Raw genomic sequence first — 16,669 nt, forward strand, 5'->3', positions numbered from 1 at the left:
GGGAGGGGGGCTGTCTGCCCGCCCAAGGGACGGTTTGGGTGTGTTGGATCAGGCTTGCGCGGCCGGTAGGGGCCGCGGGGCGGTATAAAGGAAGACGAAGTGAATATCAGCGGATTGCCCGAAGCACAGGGACTCTATGACCCGCGTCACGAACACGATGCCTGCGGCGTCGGCTTCATCGTCGACATCAAGAACCGCAAGTCGCACGACATCGTCCGCGATGGCCTGGAGATCCTGGTCAATCTCACCCATCGCGGGGCGGTAGGGGCCGATCCCAAGGCGGGCGACGGCGCCGGCATCCTGATCCAGATGCCCGATGCCTTCCTGCGCGACGAGGCGGCCAAGCTGGGCATCACCCTTCCGGCCGAGGGCTCCTACGGCGCCGGCTGCGTGTTCCTGCCCCAGGATGAAAGCATCCGCAAGGCGTGCGAGGCCCATGTGGAGACCCTGGTCAAGGCCGAGGGGCAGGTTCTGCTGGGCTGGCGCGACGTTCCCACCGATTCTTCCAGCCTGGGTTATTCGGTGCTGCCCACCGTGCCGGTGGTGCGCATGGTGTTCATCGGCAAGGGCGCCAACTGCGCCGACCAGCAGGCCTTCGAGCGCAAGCTGTTCGTGATCCGCAAGCAGGTGTTCAACAAGGCCCCCGAGGGCTCGGAGCGCGACTTCTACATTCCCTCCCTGTCCACCCGCACCCTGATCTACAAGGGCATGCTGCTGGCCGACCAGGTGGGCGTGTTCTACAAGGAGCTCTCCGACGAGCGCATGGTCAGCGCGCTGGCCATGGTGCACCAGCGCTTCTCCACCAACACCTTCCCGTCGTGGCGGCTGGCCCATCCCTTCCGCATGATCTGCCACAACGGCGAGATCAACACGCTGCGCGGCAACCTCAACTGGATGAACGCCCGGCGCCAGACCATGGAATCCAAGGTCCTGGGCGACGATCTGGCCAAGCTGTGGCCGCTGATCCCGGAAGGCCAGTCGGATTCGGCCTGTTTCGACAACGCGCTGGAACTCCTGGTCATGGGCGGCTATCCGCTGGCCCACGCCATGATGATGCTGGTGCCCGAGGCGTGGTCCGGCAACCCGCTGATGGACGAGAAGCGCAAGGCCTTCTACGAGTATCACGCCGCCCTGATGGAGCCGTGGGACGGCCCGGCCGCCGTGTGCTTCACCGACGGCCGCCAGATCGGCGCGACGCTGGACCGCAACGGCCTGCGTCCCGCCCGCTATCTGGTGACCAAGGATGACAAGTTCATGATGGCCTCCGAGATGGGCGTGCTGCCCATCGCCGAGGAGCGCATCAAGAAGAAGTGGCGCTTGCAGCCCGGCAAGATGCTGCTGATCGACCTGGAGCAGGGCCGCATCATCGACGATTCCGAGATCAAGGCCCAGCTGGCGGGCGACAAGCCCTATGCCGAGTGGCTGGCCCAGTCGCAGATCATGCTGGAAGACCTGGACATCCCGGTCGAGACGGTCAAGCCCGATCCCTCCACCCTGCTGGACCGCCAGCAGGCCTTCGGCTACACCCAGGAAGACGTCAAGTTCCTGATGCAGCCCATGGCCGTCACCGGCCAGGAGGCGGTGGGCTCCATGGGCACCGACACGCCCATCGCCGTGCTGTCGGCCAAGCCGAAGCTGCTGTTCAACTACTTCAAGCAGTGCTTCGCCCAGGTGACCAACCCGCCCATCGATTCCATCCGCGAGGAATCGGTGATGAGCCTGGTGTCGCTGATCGGCCCGCGCCCCAACCTGCTGGGTCTCGGCCAGGATGGCGGCCAGGCCAAGCGCCTGGAAGTGCGCCAGCCCATCCTCACCAACGAGGATCTGGAGAAGATCCGCCGCATCGAGACCCTGCCCGGGTCCGGCTTCAAGGCGGTGACCATCGACATGACCTGGCCGGCGTCGGAAGGCGCGGCGGGGCTCGAGGCCGCCGTGGCCGGCATCTGCCGTCAGGCCAAGGCCAAGGTGACCGAGGGCTTCAACATTATCGTGCTGTCCGACCGCTCGGTGGGGCCGGACAACGTGCCGATTCCGTCGCTGCTGGCGGTGTCCGCGGTGCATCACTTCCTGATCCGCGAAGGACTGCGCACCAAGGCGGGCCTGGTGGTGGAGACGGGCGAGGCCCGCGAGATCCATCACATGTGCGTGCTGGCCGGCTATGGCGCCGAGGCGATCAATCCCTATCTGGCGTTCGAGACGCTGGAAGAGATGCGCCCCAACCTGCCCGAGCCGCTGTCCTCCTACGAGGTGCAGAAGCGCTACATCAAGGCCATGGCCAAGGCCATCCTCAAGGTGATGGCCAAGATGGGCATCTCCACCTACCAGTCCTATTGCGGCGCCCAGATCTTCGACGCCATCGGCCTGTCGACGGGCTTCCTCAACACCTACTTCGCCGGGACCTCCAGCCGGGTCGAGGGCATCTCGCTGGCGGGCGTGGCCGAGGAAACCGTGCGGCGCCACCAGCTGGCCTATTCCGACGCGCCGGTCTACCGCAACGCGCTCGACGTGGGCGGCGAGTACGCCGTGCGTCTGCGCGGCGAGGAGCATGCCTGGACCAGCGAGACCATCGCTTCCATGCAGCACGCGGTGCGTTCGGGCAATGCCGACAAATTCCGCGAATTCTCCAAGGCCATCGACGACCAGAGCAAGCGTCTGCTGACGCTCCGCGGCCTGTTCGAGATCAAGACCTCGGGCAACGGCATTCCCTTGGACGAGGTCGAGCCCGCCAAGGAGATCGTCAAGCGTTTCGCCACCGGCGCCATGTCGTTCGGCTCCATCTCGTACGAGGCCCACTCGACCCTGGCCGTGGCCATGAACCGCATCGGCGGCAAGTCCAATACCGGTGAGGGCGGCGAGGAGGCGGAGCGTTTCCTGCCGCTTGCCAACGGCGATTCCATGCGCTCGGCCATCAAGCAGGTGGCGTCGGGCCGCTTCGGCGTCACCGCCGAGTACCTGGTCAACGCCGACGACATCCAGATCAAGATGGCCCAGGGCGCCAAGCCCGGCGAAGGCGGCCAGCTGCCCGGCCACAAGGTGGACAAGGTCATCGCCCGGGTGCGTCACTCCACCCCCGGCGTCGGCCTGATCAGCCCGCCGCCGCATCACGACATCTACTCCATCGAAGATCTGGCCCAGCTGATCTACGACCTGAAGAACGTCAACCCGACCGCCCGCATCTCCGTCAAGCTGGTCTCCGAGATCGGCGTGGGCACCGTGGCCGCGGGCGTGTCCAAGGCCAAGGCCGACCACGTCACCATCTCGGGCTTCGACGGCGGCACCGGCGCCTCGCCGCTGACCTCCATCAAGCATGCCGGCAGCCCGTGGGAGATCGGCCTGGCCGAGACCCACCAGACCCTGGTGCTGAACCAGCTGCGCGGCCGCATCGTGGTGCAGGCCGACGGCGGCCTGCGTACGGGGCGCGACGTGATCATCGCGGCGCTCTTGGGCGCCGACGAGTTCGGCTTCGCCACCGCGCCCTTGATCGCGGCGGGCTGCATCATGATGAGGAAGTGCCACCTCAACACCTGCCCGGTGGGCGTCGCCACCCAGGACCCGGAGCTTCGGAAGCGTTTCGTCGGCCAGCCCGAGCACGTCATCAACTACTTCTTCTTCGTCGCCGAGGAAGTGCGGGAATGGATGGCCAAGCTGGGCGTGCGCTCGCTGTCCGAGCTGACGGGGCGCTCCGACCTGCTGGACGTCAACAAGGCCATCGACCACTGGAAGGCCAAGGGCCTGGACTTCTCCAAGGTCTTCCACCGCATTCCGTCCCAGCCGGGCGTGGCCGAGCGGCATTGCGAGACCCAGGAACACGACGTGGTCGACATCCTGGACCGCGAGCTGATCAATGAGGCCAAGCCGGCCCTGGAAGACCGGGTGTCGGTGCGCCTGCAAAAGCCGGTGCGCAACGTCAACCGCACCGTCGGCGCCATGCTGTCGGGCGAGGTGGCCAAGCGCTACGGCCATGCGGGTCTTCCCGGCGACACCATCCACGTCAAGCTGACCGGCACGTCGGGCCAGAGCTTCGGCGCCTTCCTGGCCCGCGGCGTCACGCTCGAGCTGGAAGGCGAGGGCAACGATTACGTGGGCAAGGGCATCTCGGGCGGCCGCGTGATCATCTATCCGTCCAAGGCCTTCACCTCTCCGGCCGAGGACAACATCATCGTCGGCAACACCGTTCTGTACGGCGCCATCGAGGGTGAGTGCTACTTCCGCGGCGTGGCGGGCGAGCGCTTCGCCGTGCGCAACTCGGGCGCCATCGCGGTGGTCGAGGGCGTGGGCGACCACGGCTGCGAATACATGACCGGCGGCGTGGTGCTGGTCATCGGCCCGACGGGCCGCAACTTCGCGGCGGGCATGTCGGGCGGCGTCGCCTACGTGCTGGACGAGGCCGGCGACTTCAAGAAGCGCTGCAACCTCTCCATGGTCGAGCTGGAGCCGGTGGCCGCCGAGGAAGAGGCCAATTCCAAGCACGAGAACCAGGCCGGCGATCTGGAAGGCCATGGCCTGGTGGACGTCATGGGCGACATGACCCGCGACGATGCGTCGCGTATCCAGGCGCTGCTCAGGAACCACCAGCACTACACGGGCTCCAAGCGGGCCCACGACATCTTGCTGAACTGGGAGTACTACATGCCGAAATTCGTCAAGGTGATGCCGGTCGATTACCGGCGCGCCCTGCTCGAAATGCAGAAGGCCCAGGAACCCAAAGTGGCCGTTGGGGGAGGGCGCTGACATGGGAAAGGCTACCGGTTTCAAGGAATTCGACCGCCAGACCCCCGGCTATGAAAAGCCGGAAGAGAGGGTGAAGCACTATCGCGAGTTCACCAAGTCGCTGACCGACGAAGAGTTGGCCAAGCAGGGTGCGCGCTGCATGGATTGCGGCATCCCCTTCTGCCACCAGGGCTGCCCGGTCAACAACATCATTCCCGACTGGAATGATCTGGTGTACCGCAACCGCTGGCAGGAGGCCTCGGAGGTCCTTCACTCCACCAACAACTTCCCGGAATTCACCGGCCGCGTCTGCCCCGCGCCCTGCGAGGCGGCCTGCACGCTGAACATCACCGACGCGCCTGTGGCCATCAAGACCATCGAGCATGCGGTGGTGGAGCGCGCCTTCGCCGAAGGCTGGCTGGTCCCCGATCTGCCGAAGCGCGAGACCGGCAAGACCGTGGCGGTGGTGGGCGGCGGCCCGGCCGGCATGGCCGCCGCGCAGCAACTGGCCCGCGCCGGTCATTCCGTCACCCTGTTCGAGAAGAACGCCAAGGTGGGCGGCCTGCTGCGTTACGGCATTCCCGACTTCAAGCTGGAAAAGGACGTCATCGACCGCCGTGTCGCCCAGATGGAGGCCGAGGGCGTCGAGATCCGCACCAACACCCATGTGGGCGTCACTCTTGCGGTCAAGGACCTGCTGGACGGCTTCGACGCCGTGGTGCTGACCGGCGGTTCGGAAAAGCCCCGCGATCTGCCGGTTCCCGGCCGCGAGCTGAAGGGCGTGCATTTCGCCATGGATTTCCTCACCCAGCAGAACCGCCGCAATGGTGGCGAGGCGGTTGGGGCCGAGGACATCCTGGCCACTGCTAAGAAGGTGGTGGTGATCGGCGGCGGCGACACCGGCGCCGACTGCGTCGGTACGTCCAACCGCCACGGTGCCGCCTCCGTTACCCAGATCGAGATCATGCCCCGTCCGCCCGAGAAGGAAGACAAGGGCGTGTCCTGGCCGCTGTGGCCCAACCGGCTGCGCACCTCGTCCTCCCATGACGAGGGCTGCGACCGCCGCTGGTCGGTGTCCACAATCCGCTTCACCGGCCAGGACGGCAAGGTCACCGGCCTGGATTGCACCCAGGTGGATGCCAAGTTCCAGCCCATCCCCGGCACCGAGTTCAAGCTCGACGCCGATCTGGTGCTGCTGGCCATGGGCTTCGTCCATCCCGTCCATGAGGGGCTGGTGGATGGTCTCGGCCTGGACAAGGATCAGCGCGGCAACGTCAAGGCCGACACCACCTCCTACCAGACCTCCAACCCCAAGGTCTTCGCCGCCGGTGACATCCGTCGCGGCCAGAGCCTGGTGGTCTGGGCCATCCGTGAAGGCCGCCAGGCTGCCCGCGCCGTGGACGCCTATCTCATGGGGCGCAGTGACCTGCCCGTGTGCTGAATAGATGAAGTTCGTCGAGGGGGTGTGGTCGTGTTGACCGCGCCCCCTCGAATGATTCTGGGGGGATGGTTTGCGGTCGGGTGATTTGTTATTCTTCACAACAGAATTAAGATAATAAATTTTCCGATCGATAATTTAAAACTGACCGCAAAAGGCAATATATTTGTCTTTATGGCAATGTGCTTCTCATGCTTTTCCCCTTGTGGTTGAAGCCAATAGTATATGCATGCTGGACATGCGGCCGAACTTATTGACTGTCTTATATGACCGTCATAGAAGGGGCACGGATGGAGGAACCGTCTCCACGGTAATCTTGGGATAAGCGGCACATGTCGATCAGCAATTGGCGTTTTCGGGCCAAAATTCTTCTCATTGTGATCTTGTCCCTGATTGGCATGGGGGCAATCATCACGGCGAATCTCGCCAATCTGCGCCAGGATCTGATGACGGCGCGACAGGTGAAGACCCAGCATGTGGTCGAAACCGCCCATAGCGTCATCGGGCATTACATCGCCCAGGCCAAGGCCGGCACCCTGACCACCGAGGCCGCCCAGGCCGCCGCCATCGAGGCGGTCAAGGCCATGCGCTATTCCGGGACCGAATATTTCTGGATCAACAGCCTTGCCGGCAAGATGGTCGTCCATCCCATCCGTCCCGACATGCAGGGCAAGGATCTGATGGATCTCAAGGATCCGGCCGGGAAGAATTTCTTTGCCGCCATGATCGACGTGGTCCGCAAGGACAAGGCCGGCTTCGTCGATTACCTGTGGCCCAAGCCCGGCTTCGACAAGCCGGTGCCCAAGGTGTCCTACGTCAAGGGTATCGAGGAATGGGGCTGGCTGGTGGGGTCCGGCATCTATATCGACGACGTGGATGCCGCCTTCCAGGCCGAGATGGCCCAGATGGGCGGCATCACCGCCACCGTGGTCCTGATCGTGCTGCTGGTGTCGTGGTGGATCGGCAACAACGTGATCTCGGGCATGCACTCGGTCACCGGCGGCATCCGCAAGCTGGCCGAGGGTGACACCGCCGTCGAGATCAAGGGCGCCGGGCGCGGCGACGAGATCGGCGATCTGGTCCGCGCCGCCGAGGTGTTCCGCGAGCACTCCCTGGCCATGAAGCGCATGTCGGAGGAACGCGCCGAACAGCGCCGCCAGGCCGAGGTCGAGCGCCGCTCCACCCTGGAGACCCTGGCCGGCGAACTGGAGCGTGGCGTCAAGTCCACCGTGGTGACCGTCAGCGAATCCGCCGGCCGCATGCAATCCACCGCCAACGGCATGGCGGCCTCCATCGACGAGGCGTCGCAGGAGAGTCAGGCGGTGGCCGCCGCCGCCCAGCAGACGTCCTCCAACGTGGAGACCGTGGCCGCCGCCGCCGAGGAGCTTTCCGCCTCCATCCGCGGCATCGGCACCCAGGTCATGGAAAGCACCCAGATCGCCAGGGAGGCGGTGGACGCCGCCCATCGCACCGATTCCGTGGTGCGCGGCCTGTCCGAGGCCGCCGACCGCATCGGCGAGGTGGTGCGCCTGATCAACGACATCGCCGGCCAGACCAACCTGCTGGCCCTGAACGCCACCATCGAGGCCGCGCGCGCCGGCGAGGCGGGCAAGGGCTTCGCCGTGGTCGCCAACGAGGTCAAGCATCTGGCCAGCCAGACCGCCAAGGCCACCGACGAGATCGGACAGCAGATCGCTTCCATCCAGTCCACCACCGCCGACGCGGTGAGCGCCATCGAAGGCATCGGCAAGACCATCGGCCGCATGGACGAGATCGCCACCGCCATCGCCGAGGCCGTCGATCAGCAGGGCGCCGCCACCCAGGAGATCGCCCGCAACGTCCACGAAGCGGCGGGCGGGGCCCAGGAAGTGTCGCGCCACATCTCCTCCATCAGCCGGAAGGCCTCCGACGCAGGAAACGCCGCCCGCGACCTGCTCGGCGCCGCCGCCGGGCTGGCCCGGGAATCCGAAACCCTGCGCACCGGCGTCGACCGCTTCCTGGGCGAAGTGCGGGGGATGTAAAAGGACGGCCATTATTTAGGCGGCATCCTTGACCCGCCTCAAGGTCAGGCGACCGGCGATGGGGCACCATCCGCCGGTCGTTTGCTTCAGGATGCTTGTTCATGGCCACGATTCCGTTGATGGAACCCGTCTACAAAGGAAACCAGGGGCCGGTGTTCTTCGCCGCCGGTTTCCGCCCGTTCTTCCTGTTCGCCGCCATCCAGGCGGCGGTGATGCTGCCCATGTGGCTGCTGGCCTTCGCCGGCATCCTGCCGGTGGGGTCCAACTGGAATCCGGTGGTCTGGCACTCCCACGCCATGGTGTTCGGCTTCGCCGGGGCGGCGGTGGGTGGTTTCCTGCTGACGGCGGTGCCCAACTGGACCAATTCCCATCACGTGTCGGGCAGGCCGCTGATGGCGCTGTTCGGCCTGTGGCTGGCCGGCCGCGTGGCCGTCGCGCTGGCCGGCGTGCTGCCGCCGGCTCTGGTGGCCGCGCTCGACCTGGGCTTCCTGCCGCTGCTGGCCTTCCTGCTGGCCAAGCCGCTGATCGAGGCGGGCAAGTGGCGCAACATCGTCTTCCTGCCCATTCTCGGCGTGCTGTGGCTGGCGGGGCTGTGCGCCCACATCGAGGCGCTGACCGGCAAGGCGGTCGGGCTCAAGGGCGTGACGCTCGGTATCTTCATCCTGCTGTTGATGATCGCCATCGTCGGCGGGCGGATCATTCCGTCCTTCACCCAGAACTGGCTGCGCATGCAGGGCCGTCCGGTGGATGTGGCGCCCGTGGGCTGGATCGAGCAGGGCGGGGCGGGGGCCATCGTCGCCCTGGCCGGTCTTGCCCAGGTGTTCCTGCCGTCCTCGCCGCTGGCCGGCGTGCTGTTGCTGGTCGCCGCCGCAATCCATGCCTGGCGGCTGTCGGGCTGGCATGGTCTCAAGACCGTGTCCAACCCCATCCTGGTCATCCTGCATGTGGGCTACGCCTGGATGGTGCTGGGCTTCGCGCTGCTGGGCCTGTCGGCCTTCATCGATGCGCTGCCGCCCTCGGCGGCGCTGCATGCGCTGACCGCCGGATCGGTGGCCACCATGATCATCGCGGTGATGAGCCGCGCCGCGCTGGGCCATGCCGGCCATCCCCTGGTGGTGGCCAAGGCCACCGTCTGGGCCTATGGCCTGATCTCGGCGGGCGCCATGCTCCGCGTGGTGGCCCCGGTGATCCCCGACGGCATGATGGCGCTGACCATGGTGGGCGGCGGGCTGTGGACCCTTGGCTGGATTCTCTACGTCGTGGTCTACTTTCCCATCTGCACCAAGCCGCGTGCCGACGGGCGGCCGGGGTAAGGGAGGCTGCCGATGATCGTCCTTTTTACCGATTTCGGGGCCCAGGGCCCCTATCTCGGCCAGATGGAGATGGTCATCCGTCAGACTCTGCCGGCCGAGCCGGTGGTCAACCTGATCGCCGACGCCCCCAGTTTCGATCCCAAGGCGTCCGCCTATCTGCTGGCCGCCCTGGCCGCCGCCATTCCCCGCCAGTCGGTGGTGCTGGCGGTGGTCGATCCCGGGGTCGGCGGCGAGCGCCGGCCGCTGGTGGTCGAGGCGGATGGCGTGCTTTACCTCGGTCCCGACAATGGTCTGTTCGAAATCCTGGCGCGCCGCGCCAGGACCTTCCGCGCCTGGGAGATCGTCTGGCGTCCCGAGAACCTGTCGGCCAGTTTCCATGGGCGCGATCTGTTCGCCCCCGTGGCCGCCCGGCTGGCGGCCGGTCTGGGGCCCGAGGATTGCGGCTGCCGGCCGGTGGAGCCCTTGCCCCATGCCGACTGGCCCGATGACCTGGCCGCCGTCATCTACCATGATCATTACGGCAACGCCTGGACCGGCCAGCGCGCCAAGATTCTGGCCCAGGATGCCGTCCTGCGGGCGGGAGGAGAGGAGTTTCGCCGTGCCCGTACCTTCTCGGACGTGAAGCCGGGGACGGGGTTCTGGTACGAGAATTCCTCGGGCCTGGCCGAAATCGCCGTCAATGGCGGTGCGGCGTCCAGCCTTTCGGTCCTGGCCATTGGAAGTATCGTCACAAATTAACTAACATTCTTTCTTATTTTTCCCTGTTTGTGTGACCAAATACATAGGAGCAGGGTGGCGCGCCGGTTACAATTGGGCGTCACGGGGGCCGGATGCGGGAGTGATGGATGGCTTGTTCGGTGAAGTTTTGGGGGGTGCGCGGAAGCATCGCCTGTCCTTCGCCCGATCACGTGGTCTATGGCGGCAACACGTCGTGTATCGCCGTCACCACCGAGGCTGGGATCGTGATCTTTGACGCCGGCACCGGAATCCGGGGCCTGGGGCGCGATATCATCGGCCGTGGCCTGGGACAGGCTCAGCTGTTCTTCACCCATACCCATTGGGATCACATCAACGGCTTTCCCTTCTTCGCGCCGGCCTACAATCCGGCCTTTCGCCTGGAGATTCGCGGGCCGAAGCAGGAGGGCAGCCCGCGCGGCATCCAGCACGTGCTGACCGGCCAGATGGAGACCCCCAATTTCCCGGTTCCCCTGGCCGCCATGCGCGGAATCGTCTCCTACGAGGATTTCGAGGTGGGCCGTGTCTTTACCCCCTATGACGGCGTGACCCTGCGCACCGCGCCGCTGAAGCATCCCAACGGGGCGTGCGGCTATCGGCTGGAAACCGGCGATGCCGCCATGGCCTATATCACCGATACCGAGCATACGCCCGGCACCATCGACGAGAACGTGCTGTTCCTGATGAAGGACGCCGATCTGGTGATCTACGACTGCACCTACACCGACGCCGAGTTCCCCTCCAAGGTCGGCTGGGGCCATTCCACCTGGCAGGAAGGCATCCGTCTGGCGCGGGCGGCGGGCGCCAGGCGGCTGGCCATCTTCCATCACGATCCCGAGCACACCGATGACGTCATGGCCGGCATCGAGGCCGAGGCGCTCGCGACGTGGGACGGCGTGGTGGTCGCCCGCGACAATATGGAAATCGTGCTCTGAGGCTGAACGCCTAGAGCTTGCGGTGTCCGTCGGTGCTCATCACCGTTTTCAGGCCGACATTGTGGGCGTCGCCATCCTCCACGATATGATCGTGGCGCTTGTCCTTGGCGCGAGTACCGATCTCGGCCAGTTCGGCCACCGCCTTCTCCACCTTGTCCAGTGCCGCCTGGATTTCGGTCGCCAGGGGGCGGTCGTCCATCAGGTTGGCGTAGCGGTGGATGTTGAAGGCGAAATGGCGGATCAGCTTGATGTTGTCACGAAAGCTTCGGGGCCGGCGCACGAAGATGCGGTGCGAGGTGCGGATGTTCTTGATGAACATGTTGACCAGGGCACGGACGAACTTGTCCGTGGCTTCCAGCTTGCGGTTGAAGATGGCCTGGGGCACGCGGGTGACGGAGCAGTCGGTGGCGGCAACGGCGGTCGCCATGCGCTCCGAAGAGTCGATCACCGCCATCTCGCCGAAGATTTCGCCCGGCCGGATGGTGTCCAGTTCCACCCGCTGGCTTTCCACCTGCTGGTAAATCATCACCTTACCCTTTTCCAGGATATAGGCGGCATCGCCGGGCTCGCCCTGGCGGAACAGGACGGCGCCCGCCGCGACGGCGAGCTTTTCCATCTTGGGTTCGCCCACCTTGGGCAGGGGGGCGAGGGGGGCGCTGATCTCGTTCATGAGGGCGAATGTGCTGGATTTTGCGCCGCACCGCAACGGGCGAGGCGCAACGAAGTGTGACGTCACCCGTCGCCGAAGACGATTCCCTGGGCCAGCGGCAGGTCATTACCGTAATTGATGGTGTTGGTGGCGCGGCGCATATAGGCCTTCCACGAATCCGAGCCGGATTCCCGCCCGCCGCCGGTCTCCTTCTCGCCGCCGAAGGCTCCGCCGATCTCGGCGCCGGAGGGGCCGATATTGACGTTGGCAATGCCGCAATCGCTGCCCGAGGCGGCCAGGAAGGCCTCGGCCTCGCCCAGATCGCGGGTGAAGATGGACGAGGCCAGCCCCTGGGCCACGCCGTTGTTGAGCGCGATGGCCTGGCCCAGGTCGTCATAGGCCATGACGTAGAGGATCGGCGCGAAGGTTTCCTGGCAGACCAGATCGGTCTGCCGCTTGATCTCCACCAGGGCGGGGCGGGCGTAGAAGGCCCCCTCCCAGGAATTGACCATCACCCGTTCTCCGCCGTGGATGGCCGCCCCGGACGCTTCGGCCCTGGCCAGGGCGTGGCGCATGGCCTGATAGGCCGCGCCGTCGATCAGCGGCCCCACCAGGGTGGCGGGGTCGCGGGGATCGCCCACAGGCGTGCGGCCATAGGCGGCCTTCAGGCGCTCCACCAGGGGCGCCTTGACCGAGCGGTGGACGATCAGGCGGCGAAGCGTGGTGCAGCGCTGGCCGGCGGTGCCGGCGGCGGCGAACAGAACGGCCCGCTCCACCAGACCCAAATCCGCCGAGGGGCAGATGATGGCGGCATTGTTGCCCCCCAACTCCAGCAGCGAGCGGCCCAGCCGCCGGGCCACGCGCGGCGCCAGGGCCTTGCCCATGGCGGTGGAGCCGGTGGCCGAGACCAGGGGAATGGCCTTGTGGTCGGCCAGGGCGCGGGCGTGGTCGCTTCCGCCGATCACCACCTGCGACAGCCCCTCCGGCACCCCGCCGAAACGCCGGGCGGCGCCCGTCAACAACGCGTTGACGGCCAGGGCGGTGAGCGGCGTCTTCTCCGAGGGCTTCCAGATCACCGGATCGCCGCAGACCAGGGCCAGGGCGGCGTTCCAGGCCCAGACGGCGGCGGGGAAGTTGAAGGCGGTGATCACCGCCACCGGCCCCAGCGGATGCCAGGTCTCCATCATGCGGTGACGGGGGCGCTCGGTGGCGATGGTCAACCCGTAGAGCTGGCGCGACAGGCCGACGGCGAAGTCGCAGATGTCGATCATCTCCTGCACCTCGCCCAGGCCTTCCTGGAGGATCTTGCCGCTTTCCACGGTGATCAGCAGGCCGAGATCGGGTTTGGCGCGGCGCAGTTCGTCGCCGAACAGGCGGATCAGCTCGCCCCGGCGCGGCGCGGGTACCTCGCGCCAGACGCGGAAAGCCTGGGTTGCGGCGTCAACCGCTTCGTTGACGCCGGTGGTGAGGGGGACAGAGGCCATGACCTCGCCGTCGACGGGCGAGCGGACGTCCAATCCCCCGCTCGGCGGGGCAAGGCCCAGGCGGGCCAGCAGCTCGGAGACGTCCATGGGGCCTCCTTTACGATTTGCCCGCCTTCTCGCGGATGGCCGACAGCGTGGTGCGGGTAGTGATGGCCTCGGGGTCGAGGACCAGATGCAGCAGGGCCAGCCGCCCGGCGGCCAGGGCCTGCTCGAAGGCGGGGGCGAAGTCCTCGGTGCGCTCGATCCGTGCCGTCCAGGCGCCGTAGGCGGCGGCCAGGGCGGCGAAATCGGGATTGGCCAGATCGGTGGCCAGCGTCCGGCCGGGATGGCTGGCCTCCTGGTGCATGCGGATGGTGCCGTACATGCCGTTGTCGATGACCAGCACCACCGGCGACAGGCCGTGCAGCTTGGCGGTGGCCAGTTCCTGGGCGGTCATCAGGAAGCAGCCGTCGCCGGCAAAGGCCAGGACAATGCGCTCGGGATACAGCGACTTGGCGGCCAGGGCGGCGGGCAGGCCATAGCCCATGGAGCCGTTGGCCGGAGCCAGCTGGCAGGGAAAATGGCGGAACCGGTGGAAGCGCTGGGGCCAGCCGGTGTAATTGCCGGCCCCGGTGCAGAGGATGGCGTCGTCGGGCAGGCGGGATTCGATCTCGGCCATTACCTTGCCCATGTCCAGGGCTCCGGGGCAGGGATTGGGCACCCGGTTGGCCAGATGATCGGCCCGCACCGCCTGCGTCCACTCCGCCCACGGCTTGGTTGCCGGGGCTTCCAGGGCGGCGGCGGCCTTCGCGAAGGGCAGCATGGCGGAGACGACGGCGAGATGGGGGCGGAAGACCCGGCCCAGCTCCTCGGCCTCGGGGAAGACGTGGATCAGGGTCTGGCGGGGATTGGGCGCCTCGATCAGGCTGTAGCCGGAGGTGTCGATGTCGCCCAGGCGCGTTCCCACCGCCAGGATCAAATCGGCCTCGCGCACGCGCGCCCCCAGGCTGGGGGCCATGGAATAGCCCAATTCGCCCGCATAGCAGGGCGATTCGTTGTCGACGATGTCCTGGCGGCGGAAGCAGGCGGCCACCGGCAGGCTCCAGCCTTCCGCGAAGCGGGTGATCAACTGGGCGGATTCGGGCGTCCAGCCGCCGCCGCCCACCAGCATCAGCGGGCGTTGGGCGCCGTTCAGCAGTTCCACCATCTTGTCCAGGCGGCAGGGGCCGGGATGGGGCAGTGCCGGGGGCAGGTGCTCCACGTCGGCGACTTGGGCGCGCTCGGCCAGCATGTCTTCGGGCAGGATCAGCACGGCGGGGCCGGGTCGGCCGCCGGTGGCGGCGGCGAAGGCGCGGGCTACCGCCTCGGGCAGGCGGTCGGGGGAGGTGATCTCTTCCACCCGTTTGGCCAGCGGCCGGAACATCTGGGCCAGTTCCACCTCCTGGAAGGCCTCGCGGCCCCGGATGGGCCGGTCCACCTGGCCGATCAGCAGCACCATGGGGGTGGAATCCTGGAATGCGGTATGCACGCCCACCGAGGCGTGGGTGGCGCCGGGGCCGCGCCCGACGATGCACACGCCGGGCCGCCCCGTCAGTTTGCCGTGGGCCTCGGCGGCATAGGCCGCGCCGCCCTCGTGGCGGAAAGCCAGGACTTTCAGCCGGTCGCGGCGATCCCAGGCGGCGTCCAGGAAGGGCAGGAAGCTTTCGCCCGGCACGCAGGTCACCGTGTCGGCCCCCTGGCCGATCAGGGCATCGGCGAGAATCTCGCCGCCGGTACGGGATGCGGGGCCGGATCGGGACATGGAACTCTCCCACATATCTTGAAAGTGGCTGTGACGGGGCGAACGGACAAGATAGGCTATCGCCGGCCGGTCCGTCCATGGACGGCGTGGAGAAATGATGGCGACCGATTGGCTTGAACTGGGGCGGAAGCTGGAGCGGGCGAGCGGGGCCGAGCCCGAGCTCGACCGCGACCTGGCGGATGCGTTCGGCGTGGCGGCGGCGCCGTTCACCGCTTCGGTCCCCGATTGCCGCGCCCTGGCCCAGTCCGTGCTGCCCGGCATGAAGCTGCACTTAGGGTATGGGGCCAGCGGGCTGTTCCCCTATGCCTCGCTGGCGGGCGAGGGGCTGCACGTCATCTCCGAGGCCCCCACCGTGCCGCTGGCCATCCTCAGGTCGGTTGTGGCGGCAAAAACAGCCCGAGCGCCGTCAGCGCCGCCTGCAGCCTGATTCCGTCCCGGTCGCCTTCGAAGCGGTGCTCGGCGTGCCGGGTGGCCTCGCCCCGCCGCGCCAGGGCGAAATGGACCAGCCCCACCGGTTTGTCCGCCGAGCCGCCACCCGGCCCGGCGATGCCGGTCACCGCCACCGCCGCGTCGGCGCGGGAATGGGCCAACGCACCCTCGGCCATGGCGAGCGCCACCTCGCGGCTGACCGCGCCGCAACTGGCGATCAATTGGGGCGGGACGCCCAGCATCTCGGTCTTGGCTTCGTTGGAATAGGTGACGAAGCCCCGGTCCATCACGCTGGACGAACCGGCAATGGCGGTCAGCGCCGCCGCCACCAGCCCGCCGGTGCACGATTCCGCGGTGGCGATGCGTTCCCGCCGGTCTTCGGCGTGACGCAGAACCTGGGCGGCGCGTTCGGTCAGGGCGGCGGGAAGCATGCTCAACTCCGCACGTGGTTGAGAAGGGCCATCAGTCCCAGTCCGTACAATCCGGCCAGGATGTCGTCGAGCATGATGCCCAGCCCGCCGCCCACACGGCGGTCGGCCCAGCTGACCGGCCAGGGCTTCTTGATGTCGAACAGGCGGAATAGGGCGAAGGCGGCCAGGTAGGAGACGGGCTCCAGCGGCGCGGCCAGCAGGACCAGCCACTGCCCCGCAACCTCGTCGATCACCACCTCGCCGGGGTCCTCGGCGCCGGTGCGTCCCACATACACCGACGACGCCCACCAGCCGACCGCGAAGCAGGCGACGGTGGCGGCCAGCAGCAGGACCGGGCCGCCCATGGCCATCAACCCCCAGGCGAAGGGCAGGGCGGCGGCCGATCCCCAGGTTCCCGGCGCCTTGGGCAGCAGGCCGGCGCCGAACCAGGTGGATGCCAGGGTGGCGGGGTGCAGGACGGAAATTCCCGCGCGGCAATGAAACAACGGCGGCCTCCATGGAAGGCGTACACCATATCATTTCGGCCGGCATCGGCAAGCCTATGGCAAAGGGTATAGATATGATGGTGCGATCTCTGGTCCAATGATAATCAGCGTCACATATGGAGATGATTGCGTCACAATATTCAACTTGGGCGGGACTGGACAGAGTCTGGTGATTGTGTGAGACTCAGTGGCATTCAAAGGGATTTTATTGGTGCCGATGAATTGGTTGGTCTGATCTTACTGCCATCCTGACCTATAC

The 16,669-nt window shown here is 66.9% G+C and carries 12 protein-coding genes; 7 read left to right on the plus strand and 5 right to left on the minus strand.

What is annotated here, in order from left to right:
- The first annotated feature begins 99 nt into the window (after window positions 1-99).
- The 6 genes from gltB to WV31_RS06855 all read left to right on the plus strand — a co-directional run bounded on the left by gltB (window position 100) and on the right by WV31_RS06855 (window position 11,152).
- Window positions 100-4,731 carry a glutamate synthase large subunit gene (gltB, locus tag WV31_RS06830; RefSeq protein WP_085372855.1) on the plus strand — a complete coding sequence of 1,544 codons (4,632 nt, stop codon included), beginning with the start codon at window positions 100-102 and terminating at the stop codon, window positions 4,729-4,731.
- A 1-nt stretch (window position 4,732) separates the two neighbouring features.
- On the plus strand, window positions 4,733-6,151 hold the full coding sequence (locus WV31_RS06835) for a glutamate synthase subunit beta (RefSeq protein WP_085372856.1): 1,419 nt from the start codon (window positions 4,733-4,735) through the stop codon (window positions 6,149-6,151).
- Between the two features lie 395 nt (window positions 6,152-6,546).
- Window positions 6,547-8,169, plus strand: coding sequence for a methyl-accepting chemotaxis protein (locus WV31_RS06840; RefSeq protein ID WP_085375510.1), 1,623 nt, complete (start codon window positions 6,547-6,549; stop codon window positions 8,167-8,169).
- A gap of 101 nt (window positions 8,170-8,270) precedes the next feature.
- Window positions 8,271-9,482 (plus strand): NnrS family protein, encoded by a 1,212-nt coding sequence (locus WV31_RS06845; RefSeq protein WP_085372857.1) that lies wholly within the window; start codon window positions 8,271-8,273, stop codon window positions 9,480-9,482.
- Between the two features lie 12 nt (window positions 9,483-9,494).
- Window positions 9,495-10,220, plus strand: a complete 726-nt coding sequence (locus tag WV31_RS06850; RefSeq protein ID WP_085372858.1) for an SAM hydrolase/SAM-dependent halogenase family protein — start codon at window positions 9,495-9,497, stop codon at window positions 10,218-10,220.
- Window positions 10,221-10,327: 107 nt separating this feature from the next.
- Window positions 10,328-11,152: an MBL fold metallo-hydrolase gene (locus WV31_RS06855; RefSeq protein WP_085372859.1), complete on the plus strand. Its 825-nt coding sequence runs from the start codon at window positions 10,328-10,330 to the stop codon at window positions 11,150-11,152.
- Between the two features lie 10 nt (window positions 11,153-11,162).
- Here WV31_RS06855 and WV31_RS06860 read toward each other — a convergent pair whose 3' ends face one another.
- The 3 genes from WV31_RS06860 to WV31_RS06870 form a co-directional block, all read right to left on the minus strand.
- Window positions 11,163-11,822: a cyclic nucleotide-binding domain-containing protein gene (locus WV31_RS06860; RefSeq protein WP_085372860.1), complete on the minus strand. Its 660-nt coding sequence runs from the start codon at window positions 11,820-11,822 to the stop codon at window positions 11,163-11,165.
- A 62-nt stretch (window positions 11,823-11,884) separates the two neighbouring features.
- Window positions 11,885-13,372, minus strand: a complete 1,488-nt coding sequence (gene amaB / locus WV31_RS06865; RefSeq protein WP_085372861.1) for an L-piperidine-6-carboxylate dehydrogenase — start codon at window positions 13,370-13,372, stop codon at window positions 11,885-11,887.
- A 10-nt stretch (window positions 13,373-13,382) separates the two neighbouring features.
- Window positions 13,383-15,065 (minus strand): thiamine pyrophosphate-binding protein, encoded by a 1,683-nt coding sequence (locus WV31_RS06870; RefSeq protein WP_085372862.1) that lies wholly within the window; start codon window positions 15,063-15,065, stop codon window positions 13,383-13,385.
- Window positions 15,066-15,162: 97 nt separating this feature from the next.
- On the opposite strand from WV31_RS06870, the gene WV31_RS06875 reads away from it, so the two are divergent.
- Window positions 15,163-15,492 (plus strand): hypothetical protein, encoded by a 330-nt coding sequence (locus WV31_RS06875; RefSeq protein WP_237051528.1) that lies wholly within the window; start codon window positions 15,163-15,165, stop codon window positions 15,490-15,492.
- Here WV31_RS06875 and WV31_RS06880 read toward each other — a convergent pair.
- Both WV31_RS06880 and WV31_RS06885 read right to left on the minus strand, forming a co-directional pair.
- Window positions 15,434-15,925: a CinA family protein gene (locus WV31_RS06880; protein ID WP_085372864.1), complete on the minus strand. Its 492-nt coding sequence runs from the start codon at window positions 15,923-15,925 to the stop codon at window positions 15,434-15,436. The genes WV31_RS06875 and WV31_RS06880 overlap by 59 nt on opposite strands.
- Before the next feature lie 2 nt (window positions 15,926-15,927).
- Window positions 15,928-16,410 carry a phosphatidylglycerophosphatase A family protein gene (locus tag WV31_RS06885; RefSeq protein ID WP_085372865.1) on the minus strand — a complete coding sequence of 161 codons (483 nt, stop codon included), beginning with the start codon at window positions 16,408-16,410 and terminating at the stop codon, window positions 15,928-15,930.
- Window positions 16,411-16,669: the final 259 nt, after the last annotated feature.

It is taken from the genome of Magnetospirillum sp. ME-1, from assembly GCF_002105535.1.
Lineage (GTDB): Bacteria > Pseudomonadota > Alphaproteobacteria > Rhodospirillales > Magnetospirillaceae > Phaeospirillum.